The organism is Flavobacterium sp. N1994 (assembly GCF_025947145.1).
GTDB lineage: Bacteria > Bacteroidota > Bacteroidia > Flavobacteriales > Flavobacteriaceae > Flavobacterium.
This window is the reverse complement of the sequence record NZ_CP109999.1, coordinates 2,809,311-2,830,638: the sequence shown is the minus strand read 5'-3', so window position 1 is coordinate 2,830,638 and position 21,328 is coordinate 2,809,311. Positions and strand designations below refer to the sequence as shown.

The following is a 21,328-nucleotide window of genomic DNA, read 5'->3' as shown; positions in this document are numbered from 1 at the left end:
TCGGTTTTTTTATTGGAGGAACACCACTAACCCCCACCACAAAATAGGAATACTCTCTACCCAAAAAGAGCTGTAATATTTTGACCTTTTTTCATAAGCAAATAAAAGGAAAAGAAATACCGTGAAAGCAATGCCCAACTTTAAAAACAAAGTGGTAAAACTAAAATCCGAATTTAAAAATTCTAACAGTATAAAGACCACTAGTAACAACCCTCCCACTATTTTTGTCTTCTTAACTCCTATCTGTTGTGGCACCGTTTTTAAATTAGGATCATCAATTTTCAAATCGATGATTTCAAAGATTAAGATCAACACAAAAACCAAAACAAATCGCTGTAGTGCCACCAACATAACCGTTAAATTCATAGATAGTCCAGCATTCACAATGGGTAAAAACAAAGTCACCCCAACCCAGCACAAAGCCACAATATAAATCTTTACTCCAGCCCAATTACGTGCGTTTCTTCTATTAGGAAAAAAGGGTAAAGTGTACAGTAACGTCAAAATCAGAAAAACGAAAGCAATGATTTTGGTGTTGCGTTCCAATTGTAAAAAGTAAAATCCAGTAGCTAAAAAAGAAAGAAAACTCAATGCCGCAATTCCTTTTAATTCGGTTCGCATTTGCAATTTTTGTGTTCTGGCCAAAGCGTCGTATTTCACAAAATTATACCCCACTATCGTTCCATAAAAAGCAAACCAAGCTGGTGATTGTATTTCGGTAATGTCAAACAAATATCCCGTCATTCGAACCAAAGCATAACAAGACAAAGCCACGTGAATACTGCTGTTGATATAAAAATCGAGAAGTGCCTTTAGGAATCGCATAGTATAAAAGTAATCAAACTGTTAATAAGGGGCCTTTTTAGTTGAAAAATTCTCAAAACATTAGACTTTGTTTAGCACAAAATTAGAACATTAATAATTACTTTTGTTTGCGCAAAAAAAAGCACAACTATACACACTTTAGAACTTACATTTTAATGAGAACAGACGCATTTGCATTACGCCATATAGGTCCACGTGAGAGCGACCTTAACCACATGTTCAAAGCCATCGGTGTCGAAAACATGGAGCAACTGATTTACGAAACCATTCCTGATGATATCCGTTTAAAAAACGACCTTAATTTGGAGGCCCCGATGACCGAATATGAATACTTAAATCACATTCAGGAATTAGGCAAGAAAAACAAAGTCTTCAAATCGTACATCGGTTTAGGATATCACCCCACTATAGTTCCGGCTGTAATACAAAGAAATATTTTTGAAAACCCAGGTTGGTATACTGCCTATACGCCTTATCAAGCTGAAATTGCACAAGGGAGATTAGAAGCTATTTTGAACTTCCAAACTACCGTTATCGAGTTGACGGGTATGGAAATAGCCAACGCTTCTTTACTAGACGAAAGTACCGCTGCTGCCGAAGCTATGGCGCTATTATTTGACGTTCGTTCTCGTGACCAAAAGAAAAACAATGCTAACAAATTCTTCGTTTCAGAAGAAGTGTTGCCACAAACGATATCCGTTTTACAAACGCGTTCTACGCCAATTGGTGTCGAATTAGTAATTGGAAACCACGAAAATTTTGACTTTTCAACTGACTTTTTTGGAGCCATTTTACAATACCCTGGCAAATACGGTCAGGTAAATGATTATGCTGGATTTATCACAAAAGCCAAAGCCAACGAAATAAAAGTAGCCGTAGCTGCCGATATTTTATCTTTAGTAAAATTAACCCCTCCAGGAGAAATGGGAGCTGATGTAGTAGTAGGAACCACACAACGTTTCGGAATTCCGATGGGATATGGTGGTCCACACGCTGCCTTTTTTGCTACCAAAGAAGAATACAAACGTTCCATGCCAGGAAGAATCATTGGAGTAACTATTGATACTAACGGGAACAGGGCTTTACGTATGGCATTACAAACTCGTGAGCAACATATCAAACGTGAAAAAGCGACTTCTAATATTTGTACTGCTCAAGTGTTATTAGCCGTTATGGCCGGAATGTATGCGGTATATCATGGTCCAAAAGGATTGCGCTATATTGCGAATAAAGTACATTCTTCTGCGGTGACCTTGGCAGATGCTTTGAATAAATTAGGCGTATACCAAACTAACGCTTCATTCTTTGACACCCTTCTAGTAAAAGCGGATGCTCAAAAAGTAAAAGCCATTGCCGAGAAAAACGAAGTGAATTTCTTTTATGTAGATGCCAACACGATGGCTATTTCGTTAAACGAAACGACTTCGATTTCTGATATTAATCAAATCATTGCCATCTTTGCAGAAGCTACTGGAAAAGAGAAAATAACTATTACTCACCTATCTACTTCTGATAATTTTACGCCTAGCTTAGAAAGAAAATCAGCTTTCTTGATGCATGATGTGTTTAACAACCATCATTCGGAAAGTCAGTTGATGCGGTATATCAAAAAACTGGAACGTAAAGATTTATCCTTAAACCACTCGATGATTTCGTTAGGTTCTTGTACCATGAAATTAAATGCTGCTGCTGAAATGTTACCCTTATCAATGGCGAATTGGAACAGCATACACCCCTTCGCTCCTATGGAACAAGCAGAAGGGTATATCACCATGCTTAAAAAACTAGAACACCAATTAAATGTGGTTACTGGTTTTGCAGGCACAACATTACAGCCTAACTCAGGCGCCCAAGGAGAATATGCCGGGTTAATGACGATTCGAGCGTATCATTTATCTCGTGGCGATCATCACCGAAATGTATGTCTGATTCCTTCTTCGGCGCACGGGACTAATCCTGCCTCAGCTGCCATGGCTGGGATGACGATTATCGTAACCAAAACAATGGATAACGGTAATATTGATGTTGAAGATTTAAGAGCCAAAGCGATTGAACACAAAGACAATCTTTCTTGTTTGATGGTAACCTATCCATCTACTCATGGTGTTTTTGAAAGCGCTATTTGTGAAATCACTAAAATCATTCACGATAACGGTGGCTTGGTGTATATGGATGGTGCTAATATGAATGCCCAAGTAGGATTAACCAATCCTGCCACAATTGGTGCCGATGTTTGTCACTTGAACTTACACAAAACCTTTGCTATCCCTCACGGTGGTGGTGGACCTGGTGTTGGACCAATATGTGTCAACGAAAAACTAGTGCCGTTTTTACCAACTAATCCTGTAATTAAAGTAGGTGGCGACCAAGCCATTACAGCTATTTCTGCGGCACCTTATGGTTCAGCTTTAGTATGTTTGATTTCTTACGGCTATATCACTATGCTAGGGGCTGAAGGGTTGAAAAGCGCCACACAATATGCAATCTTAAATGCCAATTATATTAAAGCTCGCCTAGAAGAACATTACCCTGTTTTATATTCAGGAGAAATGGGACGTGCGGCTCACGAAATGATTTTAGATTGCCGTTCGTTCAAACAAAACGGAATTGAAGTTACCGATATCGCCAAACGTTTAATGGATTATGGTTTCCATGCTCCTACGGTTTCTTTCCCGGTAGCCGGAACTTTAATGATTGAACCTACTGAATCAGAAGATGTGGCCGAATTAGATCGTTTTTGTGATGCGATGATTTCCATCAGAAAAGAAATAGACAAAGCCAGTGCTGACGATGCGAATAACGTATTAAAAAATGCACCGCATACTTTAGCTATGTTAACTGGTGATACTTGGACTTACCCTTACACTCGTGAACAAGCAGCCTATCCATTGGATTATATTCACGACAATAAATTCTGGCCAAGCGTACGTCGTGTTGATGATGCCTATGGTGACAGAAATTTAGTTTGCTCTTGTGCTCCTATTGAGGCGTATATGTAACATTTAAAACTTAACTATCATAAATCCCAAATTCTAAGTAAGAGTTTGGGATTTTAATTTTTAGATATGAGAAATAGCCCCTTTTACCTAAAGGACAAGACCACAATCACAATAACATAAATAGCATGACTATCAAAAACATAGTATTCGACTTTGGAGGCGTTTTAGTAGACTGGAATCCAAGGCATTTATATAAAAACCATTTTCAAGACACCAATGAAATGGAGTCTTTCCTGAAAAATATTTGTACAGAGGAATGGAATATAGAGCAAGACAGAGGACGTTCTCTTGAAGAAGCTACTATAGAATTGCAAAAGAAGTTCCCAGAACACAGTGCTTCCATAGCACTTTTTTATGGGGAATGGGAAACGATGTTGAAAGACGAAATCCCTGGAACTGTAGCATTACTGTATAAACTCAAAGAAAAGTATCCCCTTTATGGTTTGACCAACTGGTCTTCGGAAACCATTGACATTGCCTACAGAAGATTTTCTTTTTTTAAGGAGTTTGAAGGCATAGTAGTCTCAGGAACAGAAAAGCTGATAAAACCAGACAAAAGAATTTATCAATTGTTGCTCGACCGATATTCGATAAAAGCGGAAGAAAGCATTTTTATAGACGACAATATCAACAATGTAAAAGCAGCTCAAGAACTTGGTTTTTATGCCATTCATTTTCAAAATCCCGCACAATTGGAAGCTGACCTTTCGAAGATCATCACAATATAAAGCGACAAATACCCACTAGTTCCCGCACAAAACCTTTCGTGTGATCTTTTCCCTTTATCCATTACAACTAGTAGACATTTGATTTGAATGGGGTATTCTCAACACTTAAGCACTAACAACAAAAGTAGTAGGGCTAAGTTACTTGGTTTTAAATAACCTCAAATCACTATTAACCAAATACTTATATGTTTTTTATTTAAAAAAAGCATATCTTTACTTTGTAAATTATCCGCCTAGATAAATGGAACTACTGTTTTGCCACTCTTATAACACAAGCTATGAGGAAAATAATACTATCTATTATTACCGTTTTTGTGTACCCTCAATTTTATGGGCAAACGGTTGCTGCCCTTTATGATCAAAAAGAGTATGAAGCACTTATCAAACTAGAGGACAAGGCTGATGCACTAACTGGTGAAGAATTATATCAAGTAGGCTTTGCCTTTTTTCAATTGGAAAATGATGATAAAGCTATTTCTTTTTATGACAAGGCTATTGCCAAAGGTTTTGATAATGCGCTTACCCATTTCTACAAAGGAGTAGCCCTTACTTTTCTGAGAAAATACCCAGAAGCACTTATTGAAGTGGATATGGCTCTAAAAAAGGAACCCAACAATCAGGAGTATATGAATCAAAAAGGGCTTATTTACAAATACCAGGGTAAGGAAGACAAGGCACTCGATTATTTTGAAGAAGCCACGCGTTTCCCCAATACTTTTGGCGAACCCTATTTCTGGGTAGCTTACATTTATCACGGAAAACAAGATTATGAAAAAGCCCTCAAACTGTATTACGTTGCTGCTCAAAAAGTGCCCAAACAAAATACGTATTATGTAAACACCCTTTTATTCATTGGCCAATTAGAGTATACGTTTACCCAAAATTACCAAAAATCGGCAAAAGCCTATGCAGAAGCAATAGCACTCAAGCCTAAGGACTATAACAATTACCCAAAACTCATTAAAGCGTACAATGCAGCAAAAGAATATGCCAAGGCTGATGCTGTTTTTGATTTGTTGAAAGCCGCTTATAAAAACAATGAACTTCCCAAAGAGTTCACAAAATATAAAACAGTGGCCATTGATGAATACGAATGGAACAAACAAAGACTACTAGTGTATAAATCGCTGGAAGATCCAAAAGAAGCACTGGATGTATCCTATACAATCAACCTATTAAATCCAAACGGAGATAAAGTACTACGGAAATTCACTGTGGAAAAAACCATCCAAATAGCTAACGGAAATAGGCACGTGTTTTGTGAAGTTCAAGAAGAGTCCCACCTGACCTACCCCTACGGCTGGAAAACGGATACCATACCCTTGGAAGACATAAAAAAGGCCATTACGCAAGTATTGGAAGGCAGTTTACAAAAGACTGCCACTGAAAAATAACTTTGTATCCTAAAACTTGTCATGCTAACAGTGGAAGCATCCCATTAACTTGAAAACGAATTGTAAATCCACACTATTAGGAAGACTGCTCACTACGAACTGCGACTGAAAACTAACCCCTACACCACCCCAGTAAACATAATCTGCACCGGATTAAACTGTTTGCTATTACAGTAATTCTTAGCCCCCAGCACCGTACGAGTATCCCATAACAATAGTTGGGCAGCAACTATAATCCTAGTACCCGTTGGAAACGATTGGGTTTCTAAAGTTAGGGTGGTTGGGACACTTTGCTCTAGCTCAAACCCAAAGACCTCTGTAACTACTGCTCTTCCTTCTTCAGCAGGAAAGCCCAACACCAGTATCGCTACTTCTCCTCCCCTATAGGAAATAGGCACTCTCATAGACAACAAAGGCTCTATAGCTACAGTAGGGAGTTGCACCGTACCACTTTCTGTAATCCTAAAAGACAACGTCTCTGGAAGATAATCCTGTAGCTGGCTATCCTTATGAAATTCAAAACCCACTAGTGCTGATAAGTCAGCGGAAAACAAAGTCAAATGCTTTGAAGAGTTCTGCGGAAAATGAAAGGCTTTATGTAATGCTCCCGTCAATCTTTGACTAGCATAAGGATCCGTACCCACCTGCAGCAAAGGACGCAACCCGTTTTTTATCCCTTTGGATTGTTCAACCGCATACCTAAAGTTAGCTGAACTAACGCGAGTACCCTTACTTTGTTTCGGGTCAACCGGACAAGGTTGCACTATTGGTTTACCATTCAGAATACGGGTATACACCGGACCAATAAGCCCCTGTAATTGCATTTTTCGATTTAGAGTTGCCATACTTTTGATGAATTTAAATTAAACAATCAGCTCTTCTTAATTACCTTATTATTAGAGCTATAGAATAGCTTCCTACATAAATCATGCCATTCTCCTTCCTAGTGTGTGCGGGTTCTGTACGGGTTCTATCCGATGTGTGTCCGAGTAAAACTATAGTTACATCGGACACACATCGCACACACATCGCACACACATCGGACACACTACGAAGAAAACCGCACCAATACTAGACTGAAGACTAGCGTTCTTTTTCTCTTAAAAAAATGACAACAATCAGTTTTTAGAAAAAGAGGAAAAGGTATCTTTGGGACTCAATTGATAATTATGCGCGACATTCAGAACCAAGACGACCTTTATGTATTGGTGGACGAGTTCTACAAAAAGTTATTGGCTGATGCTTCGATAAGCTATATTTTTACGGAGGTGGTAAAGATAAAGTTGGAAGAACATTTGCCTATTTTAGTTACATTTTGGTCACAGGCTATTTTAGGAACGGGAGGTTATTTCAATAATTTGACACAAATACATTTGGATGTAAGTGCTAAAGAATACCTATCGCCTGAACTATTCAACATTTGGCTAAATCACTTTTATGCTGCTGTTGATGAAAACTTCAAAGGCGAAAAAGCAGAGCAAATAAAAACCCAAGCCTTAAGTATTGCCACCATTATGCAGATTAAAATCATACAAGAAAAAGATAAATAATTATTAGTTCAATAATAATAAAGGTGATTCTTTACATTATTCACAATAGTTGGAAATTAGTTGGAAATTACATAATCAACAATTATTTTTATTAATAATTTCGTAATGAAATATTTAAAATAATGAATATAAAAATAACAGGTTCGGGAAGTTATATCCCTACACAAATAGTATCCAATAAAGATTTTGCAGCACATGTATTTTTAAATGATGACGGAACTCCTTTTCCTCATCCGAATGATGTTGTAGCCGAAAAATTTCTAGAAATCACCGGTATTAAAGAAAGACGTTATGTTACCGATGATTTACTTACTTCAGACATAGCCACCATAGCAGCTAAAAAAGCTATTGAAGATGCTAATATTGACCCCGAAACCTTAGACTATATCATCTTTGCACATAATTTTGGTAACGTAAAAAAAGGGGCCATCCAAACCGACTTACTACCCAGTTTGGCTACTCGAGTGAAATATGATTTGCGTATAAAAAACCCAAAATGTGTTTGTTATGATATGCTTTTTGGTTGTCCTGGTTGGGTAGAAGGGGTAATTCAAGCCCAAGCCTTTATAAAAGCAGGAATGGCCAAAAAATGTTTAGTTATTGGTGCCGAAACCCTTTCACGTGTAGTAGATTTACACGACAGAGACAGTATGATTTATTCGGATGGTGCAGGAGCTACTGTCATTGAAGCTACTGAAGAAGAAGGAGGAATATTGGCACATGAAACGGCTACTTTCACATATGACGAGGCGTATTATCTGTTTTTTGGGAATTCATTCAATAAAACCCATGATCCCGATGTGCGCTATATCAAAATGAACGGTAGAAAAATTTATGAATTTGCTTTAAGCAATGTGCCAAAAGCCATGAAAGCCTGTCTAGATAATAGTGGTATCGATATCAAAGATGTAAAAAAAGTATTGATTCATCAGGCCAATGAAAAAATGGATGAAGCCATCATACAACGTTTTTACAAACTTTACCATGAAACGCCTCCTGAAGGCATCATGCCCATGAGTATTCATGAATTAGGAAATTCTAGTGTTGCTACCGTTCCTACCTTATATGATTCCTTAGTTAAAGGTAAAATCGAAAATCAAAGCATCCAAAAAGGAGATGTAATTCTCTTCGCATCGGTTGGAGCAGGTATGAACGTGAATGCAATTGTATACAGAATGTAATAAAGTTTGTAACTTCGCACTCTATAATTTTGCAACATATTACATGTACGAGAAGACCTATCCCAGCAAACGCTTTAATTTAACGTTAGCTTTTTTACAGAAACACATCCAACCCACTGAAACCATTTTTGATCTTGGGGTGCCTAATCCCTTTTCTAAAATCATGGAAGAGCATGGCTATACCGTAATCAATACCAAAGGGGAAGATTTAGACAATGACCAATCTGCTTTACAAAATGAAAAGTATGAAGTCTTCACCGCTTTTGAGATTTTTGAGCACTTATTAAATCCATATACTGTTTTGGAAAATGTTACATGCGATAAAGTATTAATCTCTATTCCTATGCGATTATGGTTTTCTCCAGCTTATAGAAGTAAAACGGATAAATGGGATAGACATTATCACGAATTTGAAGATTGGCAATTAGATTGGCTTTTAGAAAAGACAGGTTGGAAAATTATAGACCGAGTAAAGTTCACGCATCCTGTAAAGAAATTGGGTTTCCGCCCTTTATTGAGATATTTTACCCCTCGTTATTATATGGTCTATGCTGAAAAAGTAAAATAACTTCCGATAGCAATCCAATAAAAAAACCATCTAGTAAGATGGTTTTTTTGTGCCTTTTTTATACTGAATTAATTTAATTATTTGATTTTCAGTACTATATATTTTATCACTGAAGTATATTGACTTATTTCGTTAATTCTTTCCTTTATCACTACTCTTTTTAGAAAGAAATAAAGAAAAAAAAGGGTACTATTTTAGTTTACAAAAAAGAACAATTGTAAGTTTTATAATAAGTATTTCCTACTTTTTGCAAAAAAAAATGCATTTCGTCGATTTTATTTGTCATTTAATCGACAATCTTAGTATGTTTGACCTGTAATTAAACAAAACCCTAAATCTATTTATTATGAAAAAACTATTTACTTTTTCGATGTTGACTGTTTTCACTTTTTCATTCGGTCAAAAATTATTTATTGTTAAATCCGATGAGAAATTCGGTATCATCAACGAGTCAGGTGTTGAAGTAATTCCACCAAAATACAATGCTATTGATGACTTTGATAAAATGCATCCAAATTGGGCTAAAGTAGAACTAGAAAACCTATATGGTTTCGTTGACAAAAGCGGAAAAATTGTGGTAGAACCAAAGTATCAAACCATTGAAAATTATGATGAGTACAACGATGGTTGGGCCTTGATTATTAAAGATGGAAAATATGGCTTCATGAACGAAGCTGGAAAAGAAATCGTTCCTCCTATGTATGACAAAGTTGGAAAATTTGGTGAGTATTCCAAAGAATGGATACTTGTTGAAAGCCAAGGTCTAAAAGGATTTATTGACAAAGATGGTAACATTGTTGTTCCAGTAAAATACGTAGAAGTGTCTAAATTTGACGATGTTAGAAAAAATTGGGCCCTAGTTAAAAACAGAAAAGAAAAACTTGGTTTTATTGACAAAACTGGTAAAGAAGTAATTCCTGTAATTTACGATACTATCGAAGCTTTCACTAAAAAGAAAGGTAAAACTACAGAATTAGCTAACGCAGAATAGATGTTTATATTTTATAGTTGATTTTAAAAAAGGATTTCTTAATTGAAATCCTTTTTTTTGTTTTCTAATTTATATTTTTACCCTATCAACCGATAGCAACAATGGATTATTATATTGTCATTCCTTCTCATAATGAAGAAAAATATATTGCACAAACCCTACAATCTATAGTTGAGCAAACTGTTTTGCCTAAGAAACTAGTAGTGGTTAATGACAATTCAACAGATCATACAGAAGCCATTGTTGCTAGTTTTATTCAAAATCATCCTTGGATTTCATTGGTAAATAAATCTTCTGAAGCGATACATCTTCCGGGCAGTAAAGTAATTCAAGCTTTTCAAAAGGGCTTAGCAACCTTAGACGACCACTATGAAGTCATGGTAAAAGTAGATGCCGATTTGATATTTCCTCCTACTTATTTTGAAACCATACTCTCCCATTTTCAATCAGACGACCAAATAGGAATGGCGGGGGGCTTTGCTTATATTGAAAAGAATGGGGAATGGATTTTGGAAAACCTTACCGATAAAGACCACATCCGTGGTGCTTTTAAAGCCTACAGAAAAGAAGCCTTCCAACAAATTGGAGGATTAAAACCTGCTATGGGTTGGGACACCGTGGATGAATTGTTATGCAAATTTTATAATTGGAAAGTGATAACTGATACCTCCTTAAAAGTCAAACATCTTAAACCCACAGGAGCTAGCTATAATAAAACCGCGCGTTACAAACAAGGCGAAGCTTTTTATACCTTGGGTTACGGATTCTTTATTACTGCCATAGCCTCGCTAAAACTAGCCCTACGAAAAGGAAAGCCACTATTGTTTATAGATTATATCAACGGATTTTGGAAGGCTAAATCAGATAAAAAACCACTTTTAGTTACTGCCGAACAAGCTAAATTTATTAGAAGTTATCGTTTGAAAAAGATGAAGGAAAAGCTAATGTAAAGCTAAAAAACCACCAACTCATACCTCATAACTCATAACTTCTCCCTATTTTTGACAATATTTTTAGCCCATGATGTTAGTCCGCTATTTATCGCAAATCGGAAAATATTTTTTGATGTGGAAAGAAATTTTCAATAAACCTACTAAGTGGTCGGTGATGAGACAATTAATCTTCAAAGAAATTGATGATTTAATTATTGGCTCACTCGGTATTGTGTGCTTTATTTCTTTCTTTGTAGGTGGTGTTGTTTCTATTCAAACTGCTTTGAATTTGACGAATCCCTTAATTCCAAAGTACCTTATTGGTTTTGCCACTAGACAATCGGTAATATTAGAATTTGCGCCAACCTTTATTTCGATAATTATGGCGGGTAAAATGGGTTCATTCATCACTTCTAGTATTGGAACAATGCGGGTTACAGAACAAATTGACGCTTTAGAAGTAATGGGAGTTAATTCCCTAAATTACTTAGTATTCCCAAAATTAATCGCCTTACTACTCTACCCATTTTTAATTGGTATCAGTATGTTTTTAGGGATTTTTGGAGGTTGGATTGCTGCTGTTTATGGTGGATTTGCTTCTAGTAATGATTTTATAACGGGGTTACAACAAGAGTTTATTCCGTTTCATATTGTGTATGCTTTTATTAAAACCTTTGTTTTTGCATTAATATTAGCCACTATTCCATCGTTTCATGGTTATTATATGAAAGGCGGAGCGCTAGAAGTAGGGAAAGCTAGTACCGTCTCATTTGTGTGGACAGCGGTAACCATTATTATGGCCAATTATATATTAACCCAATTACTTTTGACCTAATGATAGAAGTTAAAGACCTAGAGAAATCATTTGGAGACAGCAAAGTATTAAAAGGGATTTCTACCATTTTTGAAACGGGGAAAACCAATTTAATTATCGGGCAAAGTGGATCTGGAAAAACAGTTTTACTTAAAAGTTTACTTGGAATACATACACCAGATAAAGGCACCATTTCTTTTGATGGGAGAGTTTATTCCCTTTTAACCGATGATGAAAAAAGAGCTTTACGAACCGAAATAGGAATGGTATTTCAAGGTAGTGCCCTTTTTGACAGTATGACTGTTGAAGAAAATGTAGGCTTTCCATTGAAAATGTTTTCTAAAAAAACGGCTGCCGAAATTAAAGAGCGTGTTGATTTTGTAATCGATAGAGTAGATTTAAAAAATGCCCACGATAAAAAACCATCTGAACTTTCGGGCGGGATGCAAAAACGGGTAGCGATAGCTCGTGCCATTGTAAACAATCCGAAATACCTTTTTTGCGACGAACCTAACTCGGGCTTAGACCCAAAAACAGCCATTATCATTGACAATCTGATTCATGAAATTACGGTAGAATACAATATCACTACTGTAATTAATACACACGATATGAATTCGGTAATGGAAATAGGTGAGAAAATTATTTTTCTGAAACAAGGGATTTTAGCTTGGGAAGGAACCAAAAAAGACATTTTCAGAACCGATAACGAAGCCATAACCGACTTTGTGTATTCCTCTAATCTTTTCAAAAAAATTAGGAAAGCACAGAATAAAGAAGAATAAAAAAGGAGCAATTACTGCTCCTTTTTTATTTATAATTCATTAGCTAAACCAGTAATTCGCTTAATGTCTTGTTCTTTACTTTTGGGATAAATTAGTAAAATCCCTTCTTTATCTACAATTATATAATCGTTTAAACCGTCAACCACTATAATTTTATTGGCATCGGAACGAATGATGTTATTGGAAGCATTTTCCAACACTACTTTAGCATTGATAACGCCGTTGTTGTTTTCGTCCTTATCTAGTTTTTCGTGAAGTTGCCCCCAAGTTCCTAAATCATTCCAATCAAAAGTAGCTGGTAACACAAATACGTTTTTGGCTTTTTCCATTACGGCATAGTCAATGGAAATATTTTCTGCATTTTCGTAATGGTCTTCTATGAATTGTTTTTCATTTTCAGTATTATAAGTATCAAAACCTTCCTGAAATAGGGCATTCATTTGAGGTTGGAACTTTTCAAACGCTTCGGTAATTGATTTTACACTCCATATAAAAATACCGCCATTCCAAAGGAAATTTCCAGCAGCAAGAAAGGATTTTGCGGTTTCATAATCGGGCTTTTCACGGAACTGATTTACTTTTTTAATCGGATTAGCATCTGTTTTATCAAATTCGATATACCCGAAACCGGTATTGGGGAATGTGGGTTGGATCCCCAAAGTCATCAAAGCATTTTCTTCTTGACAAAAGTCGAAACATTGTTGTAGATTTCTTGAAAACGCCACTTCATCTTCAATCCAGTGATCGCTTGGTGCTACTACCATAACAGCATCTGGGTTTTGTTTTTGGATTTTCAAAGAGGCATATAAAATACAAGGTGCTGTATTTCGCATCGCGGGTTCTAGCAAAACTTGCTTTGGTTTGACCATAGGCAATTGTTCTAGAACCAAATCGTTGTAGCGTTCGTTTGTTAGAATTAATATGTTTTCTATCGGAATCAATTTTGACAAACGACTGAATGTCTTTTGAATCAAGGTATCTCCCGAACCCAACATGTCGTGAAATTGTTTTGGTAAATCAGTAGTACTAACGGGCCAAAAACGGGAACCTACTCCCCCAGCCATTAATATGGCGTAATAATTTTTATTCATTTTTTATCTTATTCTATCATCCATTTTTAAAAGACCACTTTGCCTGATGTCGTATAGAGTGCCTTCGATTTTATCATAATTTCCTTTAATATCAGTTTCTTTATTTGTGGTCAAATTGGTAACTAAAATTCCTGTTGTTAACTCATCGCTTTCGGAATAGTAATCATCATAAATTAAATAGTCAAAATTACCTATCTTAAAAAATATTGAAGTTATTTCCATTCCTGCATTTTGAATTCCACCCCCTCTAAAATAATACGAATAAGTAAACTTATTCCAACTTTCTTTATTTTTTTCAGGATATTCGAGTTCAATATTATTTGCTGTGCCAAATCTATAAATAATATAGGCATTATTTTTATCTTTTGCCAAAACCATTTTCTTTCCATTTTTAGTAGGAAAAGAAAATATCAAATCCTCGTTGGGCAAGATATAGTTTTGTGCCAAACAGAATTCAGCAAAAAGAAGCAAGAAAATAGTAAAGTTTCCTTTTTTCATAATGTCCTTTATCCTGGTAATATTTCCACCTCAGCATTGGCATTAAACAAAAACAATCTGCCTGTTTTCACTTCCAAACACTCATAGCGCTTGACACGAAGACCTTTCTTTTGAAATATTCTACCATTCTTTATTCGGAAAAAACTACCGCTTGGCACTTCGTGAATATAATGAACATCTGGTTTTCGTTCGTCAAATTGTTTTAAAGCATACGCCAATCTAGCATCGGTATCGCTACTAGCTGTGGGGTTTCTAAAATGATTGGCTACTAAGGGCAATACCGAATGAGGGAAGATTTCGGGACGAATAAACGGCGCCATCAATCGTTGAAAAGTGAGTTTCCATTCGTTACCATGAGGCTTTATCATCCTGCCGTATTTTTCAAAAGCTGCTAAATGAGCAATTTCGTGAACTAATGTTATTAGAAAACGGTACTTATTCAAGTTAGCATTGACGGTAATTTCGTGTTTACCATTCAACGATTTTCGATAATCTCCATGACGTGTTTGCCGTTCGTTGACGATTTTCAAATGCACATTATTGCTTTTGATTAACTCAAAGCAAGCTTGAACAGAGTGTTCGGGTAAATATTTCGATAAGACTTCGCTCAAAGGTTATGGCGTTGATGATGACACTTGAATTATTTTTCCGTTGTGATATTTGTTACCTGTAAGGGCAAAATTGAAAATATAATCGGCCATTTCTTTTGCAGAAATTGGTGCTTCATATCCTGGAAATGCCTCCTGTAACATTTCTGTATTTACCGCTCCGAGTGCTAATACATTGAAAGCAATGCCTTGTTCTCTGTATTCTTCGGCTAATAATTCGGACAAGGTGATTACCGCTCCTTTACTGGAACTGTAAGCTGATAGTCCAGCAAACTTCATACTTCCTTGTATACCACCCATGGAACTGATGGAGACTACATGGCTTCCTTTTTTAAGAAAGGGTAAGCACACTCGAGTCAAATTGGCCACCCCAAAAACATTAACTTTGTAAACGTTTTCAAAATCTTCTTGAGTCGTCTGAGCAAAAGGCTTCAAAACTAAACTCCCAGCATTATGAATAATAATATCGACATTTTTCCAGGCATTGGAAAGGAAATTTTCCATTGAATTCAAATCGGACTCTTTGGATAAATCTACCGAACGTGAAGTGATGTTTGGATTACCAAGAAACTCTTGAGGAATATTTCTTGAGATAGCTAACACTTGATGTCCTGCCTTGGCAAACTGCAATGCTAATTCGTAACCGATACCTCTGGATGTTCCTGTGATGATGATGTTTTTCAAAATCTTTTTTTTGTAAAAATAAGAAAATGAAAACTAGTAATAATATTTTTTGCAAAACTTAACCGCTTGAAAAATCCCCAAACCAAAAAACACAAGAGGAATGATCAATTGGATTAAATACTTAGCTAAAAATGCTACGTTGGCGGCAAAATAATGTAGTGACAGAATTAGAGTCAACATGCCAAAAAAGGTTCCAGTAACCGTCCCCAATACATAAAAGTATTTTCTTGATTTTGAAACTTCAATATATTGACCATTTAAAAGCCAGAGATTCCAACCCGTCCAAAATGGGATTTGAATAAAATTCAGACAACTCAATACAATTCCTAAAACAAATGGGGAATAAGTAAAAGAAGTAGCATGATTGGTTTTTGCATTGGAACCCAAATAGAAAACAATCGCCAAAACAAACATAAAGAGCACCGAAAAACCCTCGATGAATTGGGTTATTTTTTTATTCTCCGCTAGTTTTTTGGCAAAGATCAGAGTGAAATAAATCACGAAAAATTCAATACAAATCACACCAAATAAAAATATAACCGTGGTTTGCATTCCTGATTTTTGAAACAATTCAAAACCAACCACATTCAAATACCCTAAAGGAATAGAACCCAGAAAACTGACTATAAAACCAACGAATATATTTTTGAGATTTTGCATTAAAAATGGACTATTTTGTTGGATTGTTCTAGATGCAAACGGTATTGTTCCATCCCTACTTTATGAGACAAATAGGGGACTCCCCTTTTATGATTTTCTGCACTAATTTGAAACATATAACTGATGTGTCTTGCCAATTCTTTCCAAGCAAAAAACAACGAATGTTTTGGGTCATAAATGTGGGTAGGTTCACTAGCCGCTCCGTTTAATTCAACAATGGAGAAGTTTTTCCCTTCTTCCAACTCTTCCCAAGTGTTGTACATTAAGTCCATACGACCAAAATAAAAGGCTGTAATTTCAAGACACATAGCATCAATTACCTGAGTTAATTCAGGTGAAATTAAATGGGAGTAATCTAAAAATTTGGCGCCACGAGCGTGGTTTCCATAAGGAACTAAGTTGCGTTTTTCTCCTTTTGTCAATACGGTTTTTAATTGGCTTCCGTATTCTTTTTCGAGTGCCTTTAATTGCAATTCGTATCTTGGATTGGCTTTCAATAATGTTTCTATGGTAGACGAACCATCACCTTCAACGATAAGAAATTCTTTGGCAACAATGCCAGTAATTCTTCCGTGTTTTTCATTAGGGAAACGGACATAAAAAATACCTACTTCATTAGGATAGGGAATCAAATTCTGCAACAAATAATCAAAATTGGCTTTATGGTGATAGTTTCTTAATTCGTCCAAATTGGTGATTTTTTTCACTGCTGAACCTCGTAGTCCAATATCCGGTTTTACTATGAATGGCAAATTAATTTTAGAAGATTCTAAGATTTTCAAAACCTCATCAAAAGGAATTTTCTCTTGGACAAACCTTGTTTTGGGATAGTATTTTTGCGGAATCAAATCATAGATTTTTATCTTGCTATCCATGACAAAACCACCGTTTTCCATACTTGGATTACAAGCATTGAAAAAGAAAATGGTGCGTGCCTTCAAAGCATAATACCCCCACAAAAAATAAATAGGGATGTACACTATTTGGAAAGGCCAATATTCCCAATGGAACAATTTATGGAAGAAGAGTTTCAAATTACGAATGATTAAAGTGATAGAAAGGTATTGGAAAAATCCCGTTCGGCAATCAAATCCGAGTAATGAAGTTCGACTTTATTTTTTTCGACAACGGCTTGCGTGATGCTTAAGGTTTTTAGCATTTCATTTCTATTGATTACTAATCCATGTTCTGTATTTTCCGGTTCCGTATAGCGATGAAAATTAAACAGTTCTTCTTCATTAACTGCCGGTTTTATATCTAAAAATGCAGCAAACCAACTAGCTCTTTTGGCTCTGATTTCCTTTGAATACAAAGTCGATGAAGACCAAATATGACTTTGAGAAGTTGCTAATGCAATAGTACTTTTCTCGATTTCATTCCATCGCAACTGATAGAGTTTTTGATTTTCAAAAAGCACTAAAGTAAAAGGCTCAATAGCTGTTAAATCAATACTTTCCCAATCTTGAATCACCGATTCACCGCTGATGAGTTCTAGGACAATCAAGCCGCGACTTTTTCGGTAACTTTCTTTTAGGACATGCTTTTCCTCTGCCCCGTTTAAAAGCACTAAAACCGTAGCCTTTTCATTAACAGCAAACCAAGTTCCGCCCGCTTTTTTATCTTTTGGAAAAATAATATTCTTGTTGTTGATGAGATAATTTTTGGGTTCGATGGCATTAGGTCTCAGCACTTTTTCATCTCTATTGGAAGTGATGATTATTTTGCCATTAGCATTGACAAAACTTACTGTGCACATTGTTTTCTGTATTCTATTGTAGATCGGGCGACACCAAAATTTTCGTCAACCTGTAAATGTTGCGATTGCAAAACCGCTACTTTTATTAAAGCTTGATGATGAATACAATGTTCTAAATTGTATAATAACTCTCTGAAATAGTTGCTTTCAATTCGCAATTCTTCTCCGTCAACCATTTGCTGTAACATCAATGTTTTATTTTCTTTTTCTATTTGAATCTTTATTTCTGCAAAGCATTGCAGGGCGAAATCAGTATCCGTTTGAATTCGGTAGTCCCGATTTCTTTTATCATAATTCACAATGCCACTCTTATATTGATTTTCTAGGCACTGAAACATTTCAATAATATGTCGAGTATGTTCACCAATACTTGAGTTACTCAATCCGCTACAAGGAGCCGTATAATCCTCTTTGGAAAGTTGCTTTAACAACGAAACCAATTCATTTAATGTTTTATGTAAAGAAGCTATGAGCATATTTTTTGATGTTTTAATCAATTACGGATTTTCTACTAGTTCAGTTTTAGATTTTGAATCGGAGTAAATCAGGTATTTTATTCTTGTTTTGAAAAAGTAAGATAATACAACAAAGCAAGGTAATTATAGCCAAAGTAAACAATTCACCACCGTCATTTTTCACTTCTATACCCAACACAAACAAGTGTGAAAAAATAGCTCCAAGCATTGTTCCTGCTCCAATTAATGCGCCAAGCAATGTAGTTCTTGGGATTAAAATTAAAATAGAAGCAATTAATTCTGCCACTCCAGAACCAATTCTTCCGAAAGGTTCAATTCCTAATTTGGTAAAAATATAAACACTCTCTTCGGCTCCCGTAAATTTAAAAAATAAAGTTTGAACTAGGATTACCACTGCAATAAGTTTTACAATCCAAATGAATATTGATTTTTTCATTTTTTTAGTTTTTTAGTTGATGATTTTTTTCCAGTTAGCGTCCGCTTTTTTATTAAGATTGGACTCATCTTTATTCCATGATTTCAGAGTATTATTGAAGTAGGCATTGTAAAACAAAAATAGCTTCCCGTTGGTGATTTTAAACGTTTCAGGATCTACTTCCACTTTCTCTCCAGTAGAACCCATAGCATAAGCACACCAACCTCCGTATTGAGGCTCATAACTTGCTGGGGATTTAACAAAAGCTTCTTTATTAGCTTGAGAAGAAAAATTATAAATCACTCCTTCATTTGTTGCAGTGAATGTAGACTTTCCTTTCACCGCTTTTTTCTGGGTAAAATACGCCACAGGATCATATCCTTGAAGGGCTACTTTTTTATCAAGATTGAATTCTGCTATTCTTTTTTGAGCCGTTTGCCCAACCATTATTGTTGTAAAGCTAACGAACAATACTAAAAATACTTTTCTCATTTTTTTAAGTTTTATAATTTGATGAGACAAAGATATAGTGGGTAAAAATTTGACTTTGTCCGCTACTTTACATTTGAGGCAAAAAATATTATTTTTTTAATTTTTTCCAGTTCTCGTTGGCTTTGACAATGCGTTCTGCACGGTCTTTTGACCACATTTCTTTTACTTTCAAATTGTAATTCAGGTATAATTTATCATCCACAATGGTAAAGGCTTGTGGGTCGGTTGGGGAGGCATGACCTTCGGAAATACCGTAGGCACAATACCCTCCATATTGCGGTACATATTTTTCTGGTTTTTTTAGAAATAGGGCTCTGTTTTTTTCAGAGGAAAAGAAATAAATGGCTTTCTTATATTCGGTATTGATTTCGCTTCTGCCTTGGATGGCTTTGTTGCTTTCAAAATAAGCTACTGGATCAAATCCTTGAATGGCTACTCCATTTTTTAAATACTGATTTTGAGCTTGGATTTGTACTGAAATCATTGTAACGAACAGGACTAAAATTAATTTTTTCATGTTTTATATTTTATGTTTTTAATTTATTAAAATGAATATTGATATTGCAATCCTAGAACAAAGCTTCTAGTTAATCCGTCTGGACGACTATCTCGAACCACAAAAGGCGTTGCCAAGGACAATTCTAAACTGCTTTGTTTTGTAAGACTATACGAAGTTATTATATTTCCGTTAATGGTTAAACCATCCGAACCCTTAATGTTTTCTCTTTGTCCAAAAATGTTTTCAAAACTGTCTTTTCCCAAATGGTAAATGAATAATACATTAGGCTTAAACGTAAATTTCTTATTGGGTGTTTTTAGAGAATAAGTAGCTCTTAAAAGGGCATCGGGCTTACGCTCAAATAAATTGGTCGATGGAAAATCATTGGTTCCACCGTATTCTTTGAAATAAGAATTATTATTTAAGTTCACAATAGGAAGCTGCAAAGCGCCATTAAAATCCCAATACTTGTAATGCAAATTAGTTCCCAAAAACAAATCGATAGTTCCTAAACTAGATTGATAATCTAAGGGTAACGAATAGCCGTTAATCTTAAGATTAGAAGCAGTGAACGGAAATTTAAAGCCCAATAAAGTACTCCACTGTTTCTTATTCTTTTCTTTGAAAGTGTAATTGCCAATTAAAAAAGCATCTCCAAATTGACTACGCGTCCCAAAACTTCCATGAGCCGTAGAGTAAGTAACTTTACTTGTGAAAGAAAATCGCTCACTGAATCTTTTTGTGTACGAAATGTAAGGAGAAAAATACCCCACATCCGCTTCGCCTAAACTATAAATAGCAGCCAATTCGAGTGTGCTTTTAAATGATTTATCCTCCGATTGAAATCCGTGATTGATGGAACAAATTCCGGCATCGCTACAACCCTGAGAAAACATATAATTTACGGCAAGTAGTAACCCAAAAACTAAAAGTGTCTTTTTCATTATTTTTTAATTTGATGTTAATGCGGCAATAGCAAACAAATGATTGTACTGCTGACAATGGATTAATACATGAGAATAGTCGGCCACATTTACATTGGCTGGAATAAGATATACCGTTTGGGAAGTTAAATTTCCAAGGTTTACAAATTGATTTGGAGTAGCCGCTTTAGACAAATAGACTTTCAAATCAGGACCGTCCGAAATAGAAAAATTGTCGAGTTGTACTTTGTACTGATTGTTTTCGAGATAAATCTTAGCTTTTCCTGAAACAACAATGCCGTCAGTTGGTACAAAAGTGCCTGAGTATTTCAATACCGCTGTTGGCGTTATAACTTCAGCTTGGCTGTCTTTTGTTAAAGGTCCTTCTTCCTGACAAGAGGCAAAAATGAAAAGTATGGGTAGTAAAAAAATCTTTTTCATAGCATTTGTTTTTTTATT

At 35.6% G+C, this 21,328-nt stretch carries 25 protein-coding genes; 10 read left to right on the top strand and 15 right to left on the bottom strand.

Annotated elements, in window-relative coordinates; translation table 11 throughout:
* Positions 1–9 precede the first annotated feature (9 nt).
* Entirely contained in the window at positions 10–825 is an 816-nt protein-coding gene (locus OLM53_RS12685) for a hypothetical protein (protein ID WP_264520598.1), read from the bottom strand.
* A gap of 155 nt (positions 826–980) precedes the next feature.
* Here OLM53_RS12685 and gcvP point away from each other — a divergent pair, with 155 nt between their 5' ends.
* The 3 genes from gcvP to OLM53_RS12670 all read left to right on the top strand — a co-directional run bounded on the left by gcvP (position 981) and on the right by OLM53_RS12670 (position 5,946).
* Positions 981–3,824 carry an aminomethyl-transferring glycine dehydrogenase gene (gcvP, locus tag OLM53_RS12680; protein WP_264520597.1) on the top strand — a complete coding sequence of 948 codons (2,844 nt, stop codon included), beginning with the start codon at positions 981–983 and terminating at the stop codon, positions 3,822–3,824.
* A gap of 125 nt (positions 3,825–3,949) precedes the next feature.
* Positions 3,950–4,552: an HAD family hydrolase gene (locus OLM53_RS12675; protein ID WP_264520596.1), complete on the top strand. Its 603-nt coding sequence runs from the start codon at positions 3,950–3,952 to the stop codon at positions 4,550–4,552.
* 278 nt (positions 4,553–4,830) lie between these two features.
* A complete protein-coding gene (locus OLM53_RS12670) occupies positions 4,831–5,946 on the top strand; it encodes a tetratricopeptide repeat protein (RefSeq protein ID WP_264520595.1) in 1,116 nt (371 codons plus the stop codon).
* 119 nt (positions 5,947–6,065) lie between these two features.
* Here OLM53_RS12670 and OLM53_RS12665 read toward each other — a convergent pair whose 3' ends face one another.
* Complete coding sequence (locus OLM53_RS12665) at positions 6,066–6,710, bottom strand: hypothetical protein (protein ID WP_264520594.1); 645 nt, start codon at positions 6,708–6,710, stop codon at positions 6,066–6,068.
* A 405-nt stretch (positions 6,711–7,115) separates the two neighbouring features.
* Here OLM53_RS12665 and OLM53_RS12660 point away from each other — a divergent pair, with 405 nt between their 5' ends.
* The 7 genes from OLM53_RS12660 to OLM53_RS12630 all read left to right on the top strand — a co-directional run bounded on the left by OLM53_RS12660 (position 7,116) and on the right by OLM53_RS12630 (position 12,767).
* Complete coding sequence (locus OLM53_RS12660) at positions 7,116–7,496, top strand: group III truncated hemoglobin (protein ID WP_264520593.1); 381 nt, start codon at positions 7,116–7,118, stop codon at positions 7,494–7,496.
* 122 nt (positions 7,497–7,618) lie between these two features.
* Positions 7,619–8,677, top strand: a complete 1,059-nt coding sequence (locus OLM53_RS12655; RefSeq protein ID WP_264520592.1) for a 3-oxoacyl-ACP synthase III family protein — start codon at positions 7,619–7,621, stop codon at positions 8,675–8,677.
* Positions 8,678–8,720: 43 nt separating this feature from the next.
* Positions 8,721–9,245, top strand: a complete 525-nt coding sequence (locus OLM53_RS12650) for a methyltransferase (RefSeq protein ID WP_264520591.1) — start codon at positions 8,721–8,723, stop codon at positions 9,243–9,245.
* 346 nt (positions 9,246–9,591) lie between these two features.
* A complete protein-coding gene (locus tag OLM53_RS12645; protein ID WP_264520590.1) occupies positions 9,592–10,236 on the top strand; it encodes a WG repeat-containing protein in 645 nt (214 codons plus the stop codon).
* Positions 10,237–10,337: 101 nt separating this feature from the next.
* Entirely contained in the window at positions 10,338–11,186 is an 849-nt protein-coding gene (locus OLM53_RS12640; protein ID WP_264520589.1) for a glycosyltransferase, read from the top strand.
* 70 nt (positions 11,187–11,256) lie between these two features.
* Entirely contained in the window at positions 11,257–12,003 is a 747-nt protein-coding gene (locus OLM53_RS12635; protein ID WP_264520588.1) for an MlaE family ABC transporter permease, read from the top strand.
* Positions 12,003–12,767 carry an ABC transporter ATP-binding protein gene (locus OLM53_RS12630; protein ID WP_264520587.1) on the top strand — a complete coding sequence of 255 codons (765 nt, stop codon included), beginning with the start codon at positions 12,003–12,005 and terminating at the stop codon, positions 12,765–12,767. Before OLM53_RS12635 ends, OLM53_RS12630 begins: the two co-directional genes overlap by 1 nt.
* Before the next feature lie 29 nt (positions 12,768–12,796).
* Here the strand turns inward: OLM53_RS12630 and OLM53_RS12625 are convergent, their stop codons facing one another.
* From OLM53_RS12625 to OLM53_RS12565, 13 genes are all read right to left on the bottom strand, one after another.
* Positions 12,797–13,858 (bottom strand): mannose-1-phosphate guanylyltransferase, encoded by a 1,062-nt coding sequence (locus OLM53_RS12625; protein WP_264520586.1) that lies wholly within the window; start codon positions 13,856–13,858, stop codon positions 12,797–12,799.
* Positions 13,859–13,861: 3 nt separating this feature from the next.
* The gene (locus OLM53_RS12620; RefSeq protein ID WP_264520585.1) at positions 13,862–14,356 is read right to left on the bottom strand and encodes a hypothetical protein; all 495 of its coding nucleotides are present in this window, start codon (positions 14,354–14,356) and stop codon (positions 13,862–13,864) included.
* 8 nt (positions 14,357–14,364) lie between these two features.
* The gene (locus tag OLM53_RS12615; protein ID WP_264520584.1) at positions 14,365–14,967 is read right to left on the bottom strand and encodes a SprT-like domain-containing protein; all 603 of its coding nucleotides are present in this window, start codon (positions 14,965–14,967) and stop codon (positions 14,365–14,367) included.
* Between the two features lie 3 nt (positions 14,968–14,970).
* On the bottom strand, positions 14,971–15,648 hold the full coding sequence (locus tag OLM53_RS12610) for an SDR family NAD(P)-dependent oxidoreductase (RefSeq protein WP_264520583.1): 678 nt from the start codon (positions 15,646–15,648) through the stop codon (positions 14,971–14,973).
* A 33-nt stretch (positions 15,649–15,681) separates the two neighbouring features.
* On the bottom strand, positions 15,682–16,308 hold the full coding sequence (locus tag OLM53_RS12605; protein ID WP_264520582.1) for a hypothetical protein: 627 nt from the start codon (positions 16,306–16,308) through the stop codon (positions 15,682–15,684).
* On the bottom strand, positions 16,308–17,342 hold the full coding sequence (locus tag OLM53_RS12600; RefSeq protein ID WP_264520581.1) for a D-alanine--D-alanine ligase: 1,035 nt from the start codon (positions 17,340–17,342) through the stop codon (positions 16,308–16,310). Before OLM53_RS12600 ends, OLM53_RS12605 begins: the two co-directional genes overlap by 1 nt.
* Positions 17,343–17,353: 11 nt before the next feature.
* Positions 17,354–18,064, bottom strand: a complete 711-nt coding sequence (locus OLM53_RS12595) for an NRDE family protein (RefSeq protein ID WP_264520580.1) — start codon at positions 18,062–18,064, stop codon at positions 17,354–17,356.
* On the bottom strand, positions 18,052–18,540 hold the full coding sequence (locus OLM53_RS12590) for a DinB family protein (protein ID WP_264520579.1): 489 nt from the start codon (positions 18,538–18,540) through the stop codon (positions 18,052–18,054). Before OLM53_RS12590 ends, OLM53_RS12595 begins: the two co-directional genes overlap by 13 nt.
* A gap of 46 nt (positions 18,541–18,586) precedes the next feature.
* The gene (locus OLM53_RS12585) at positions 18,587–18,976 is read right to left on the bottom strand and encodes a DoxX family protein (protein ID WP_264520578.1); all 390 of its coding nucleotides are present in this window, start codon (positions 18,974–18,976) and stop codon (positions 18,587–18,589) included.
* A 12-nt stretch (positions 18,977–18,988) separates the two neighbouring features.
* On the bottom strand, positions 18,989–19,447 hold the full coding sequence (locus OLM53_RS12580) for a YHS domain-containing (seleno)protein (protein WP_264520577.1): 459 nt from the start codon (positions 19,445–19,447) through the stop codon (positions 18,989–18,991).
* An 88-nt stretch (positions 19,448–19,535) separates the two neighbouring features.
* Positions 19,536–19,964 carry a YHS domain-containing (seleno)protein gene (locus tag OLM53_RS12575; protein ID WP_264520576.1) on the bottom strand — a complete coding sequence of 143 codons (429 nt, stop codon included), beginning with the start codon at positions 19,962–19,964 and terminating at the stop codon, positions 19,536–19,538.
* A gap of 26 nt (positions 19,965–19,990) precedes the next feature.
* Positions 19,991–20,890, bottom strand: coding sequence for a hypothetical protein (locus OLM53_RS12570; RefSeq protein WP_264520575.1), 900 nt, complete (start codon positions 20,888–20,890; stop codon positions 19,991–19,993).
* A gap of 6 nt (positions 20,891–20,896) precedes the next feature.
* Entirely contained in the window at positions 20,897–21,310 is a 414-nt protein-coding gene (locus tag OLM53_RS12565) for a DM13 domain-containing protein (protein ID WP_264520574.1), read from the bottom strand.
* Positions 21,311–21,328: the final 18 nt, after the last annotated feature.

Excerpts from the sequence above, each read along its gene's own strand:
- OLM53_RS12685 (WP_264520598.1), bottom strand. The coding sequence starts at position 825 with ATGCGATTCCTAAAGGCACTTCTCGATTTTTATATCAACAGCAGTATT.
- gcvP (WP_264520597.1), top strand. The coding sequence starts at position 981 with ATGAGAACAGACGCATTTGCATTACGCCATATAGGTCCACGTGAGAGC.
- OLM53_RS12675 (WP_264520596.1), top strand. The coding sequence starts at position 3,950 with ATGACTATCAAAAACATAGTATTCGACTTTGGAGGCGTTTTAGTAGAC.
- OLM53_RS12670 (WP_264520595.1), top strand. The coding sequence starts at position 4,831 with ATGAGGAAAATAATACTATCTATTATTACCGTTTTTGTGTACCCTCAA.
- OLM53_RS12660 (WP_264520593.1), top strand. The coding sequence starts at position 7,116 with ATGCGCGACATTCAGAACCAAGACGACCTTTATGTATTGGTGGACGAG.
- OLM53_RS12655 (WP_264520592.1), top strand. The coding sequence starts at position 7,619 with ATGAATATAAAAATAACAGGTTCGGGAAGTTATATCCCTACACAAATA.
- OLM53_RS12650 (WP_264520591.1), top strand. The coding sequence starts at position 8,721 with ATGTACGAGAAGACCTATCCCAGCAAACGCTTTAATTTAACGTTAGCT.
- OLM53_RS12645 (WP_264520590.1), top strand. The coding sequence starts at position 9,592 with ATGAAAAAACTATTTACTTTTTCGATGTTGACTGTTTTCACTTTTTCA.
- OLM53_RS12640 (WP_264520589.1), top strand. The coding sequence starts at position 10,338 with ATGGATTATTATATTGTCATTCCTTCTCATAATGAAGAAAAATATATT.
- OLM53_RS12635 (WP_264520588.1), top strand. The coding sequence starts at position 11,257 with ATGATGTTAGTCCGCTATTTATCGCAAATCGGAAAATATTTTTTGATG.
- OLM53_RS12630 (WP_264520587.1), top strand. The coding sequence starts at position 12,003 with ATGATAGAAGTTAAAGACCTAGAGAAATCATTTGGAGACAGCAAAGTA.
- OLM53_RS12625 (WP_264520586.1), bottom strand. The coding sequence starts at position 13,858 with ATGAATAAAAATTATTACGCCATATTAATGGCTGGGGGAGTAGGTTCC.
- OLM53_RS12620 (WP_264520585.1), bottom strand. The coding sequence starts at position 14,356 with ATGAAAAAAGGAAACTTTACTATTTTCTTGCTTCTTTTTGCTGAATTC.
- OLM53_RS12605 (WP_264520582.1), bottom strand. The coding sequence starts at position 16,308 with ATGCAAAATCTCAAAAATATATTCGTTGGTTTTATAGTCAGTTTTCTG.
- OLM53_RS12595 (WP_264520580.1), bottom strand. The coding sequence starts at position 18,064 with ATGTGCACAGTAAGTTTTGTCAATGCTAATGGCAAAATAATCATCACT.
- OLM53_RS12590 (WP_264520579.1), bottom strand. The coding sequence starts at position 18,540 with ATGCTCATAGCTTCTTTACATAAAACATTAAATGAATTGGTTTCGTTG.
- OLM53_RS12585 (WP_264520578.1), bottom strand. The coding sequence starts at position 18,976 with ATGAAAAAATCAATATTCATTTGGATTGTAAAACTTATTGCAGTGGTA.
- OLM53_RS12580 (WP_264520577.1), bottom strand. The coding sequence starts at position 19,447 with ATGAGAAAAGTATTTTTAGTATTGTTCGTTAGCTTTACAACAATAATG.
- OLM53_RS12575 (WP_264520576.1), bottom strand. The coding sequence starts at position 19,964 with ATGAAAAAATTAATTTTAGTCCTGTTCGTTACAATGATTTCAGTACAA.
- OLM53_RS12570 (WP_264520575.1), bottom strand. The coding sequence starts at position 20,890 with ATGAAAAAGACACTTTTAGTTTTTGGGTTACTACTTGCCGTAAATTAT.
- OLM53_RS12565 (WP_264520574.1), bottom strand. The coding sequence starts at position 21,310 with ATGAAAAAGATTTTTTTACTACCCATACTTTTCATTTTTGCCTCTTGT.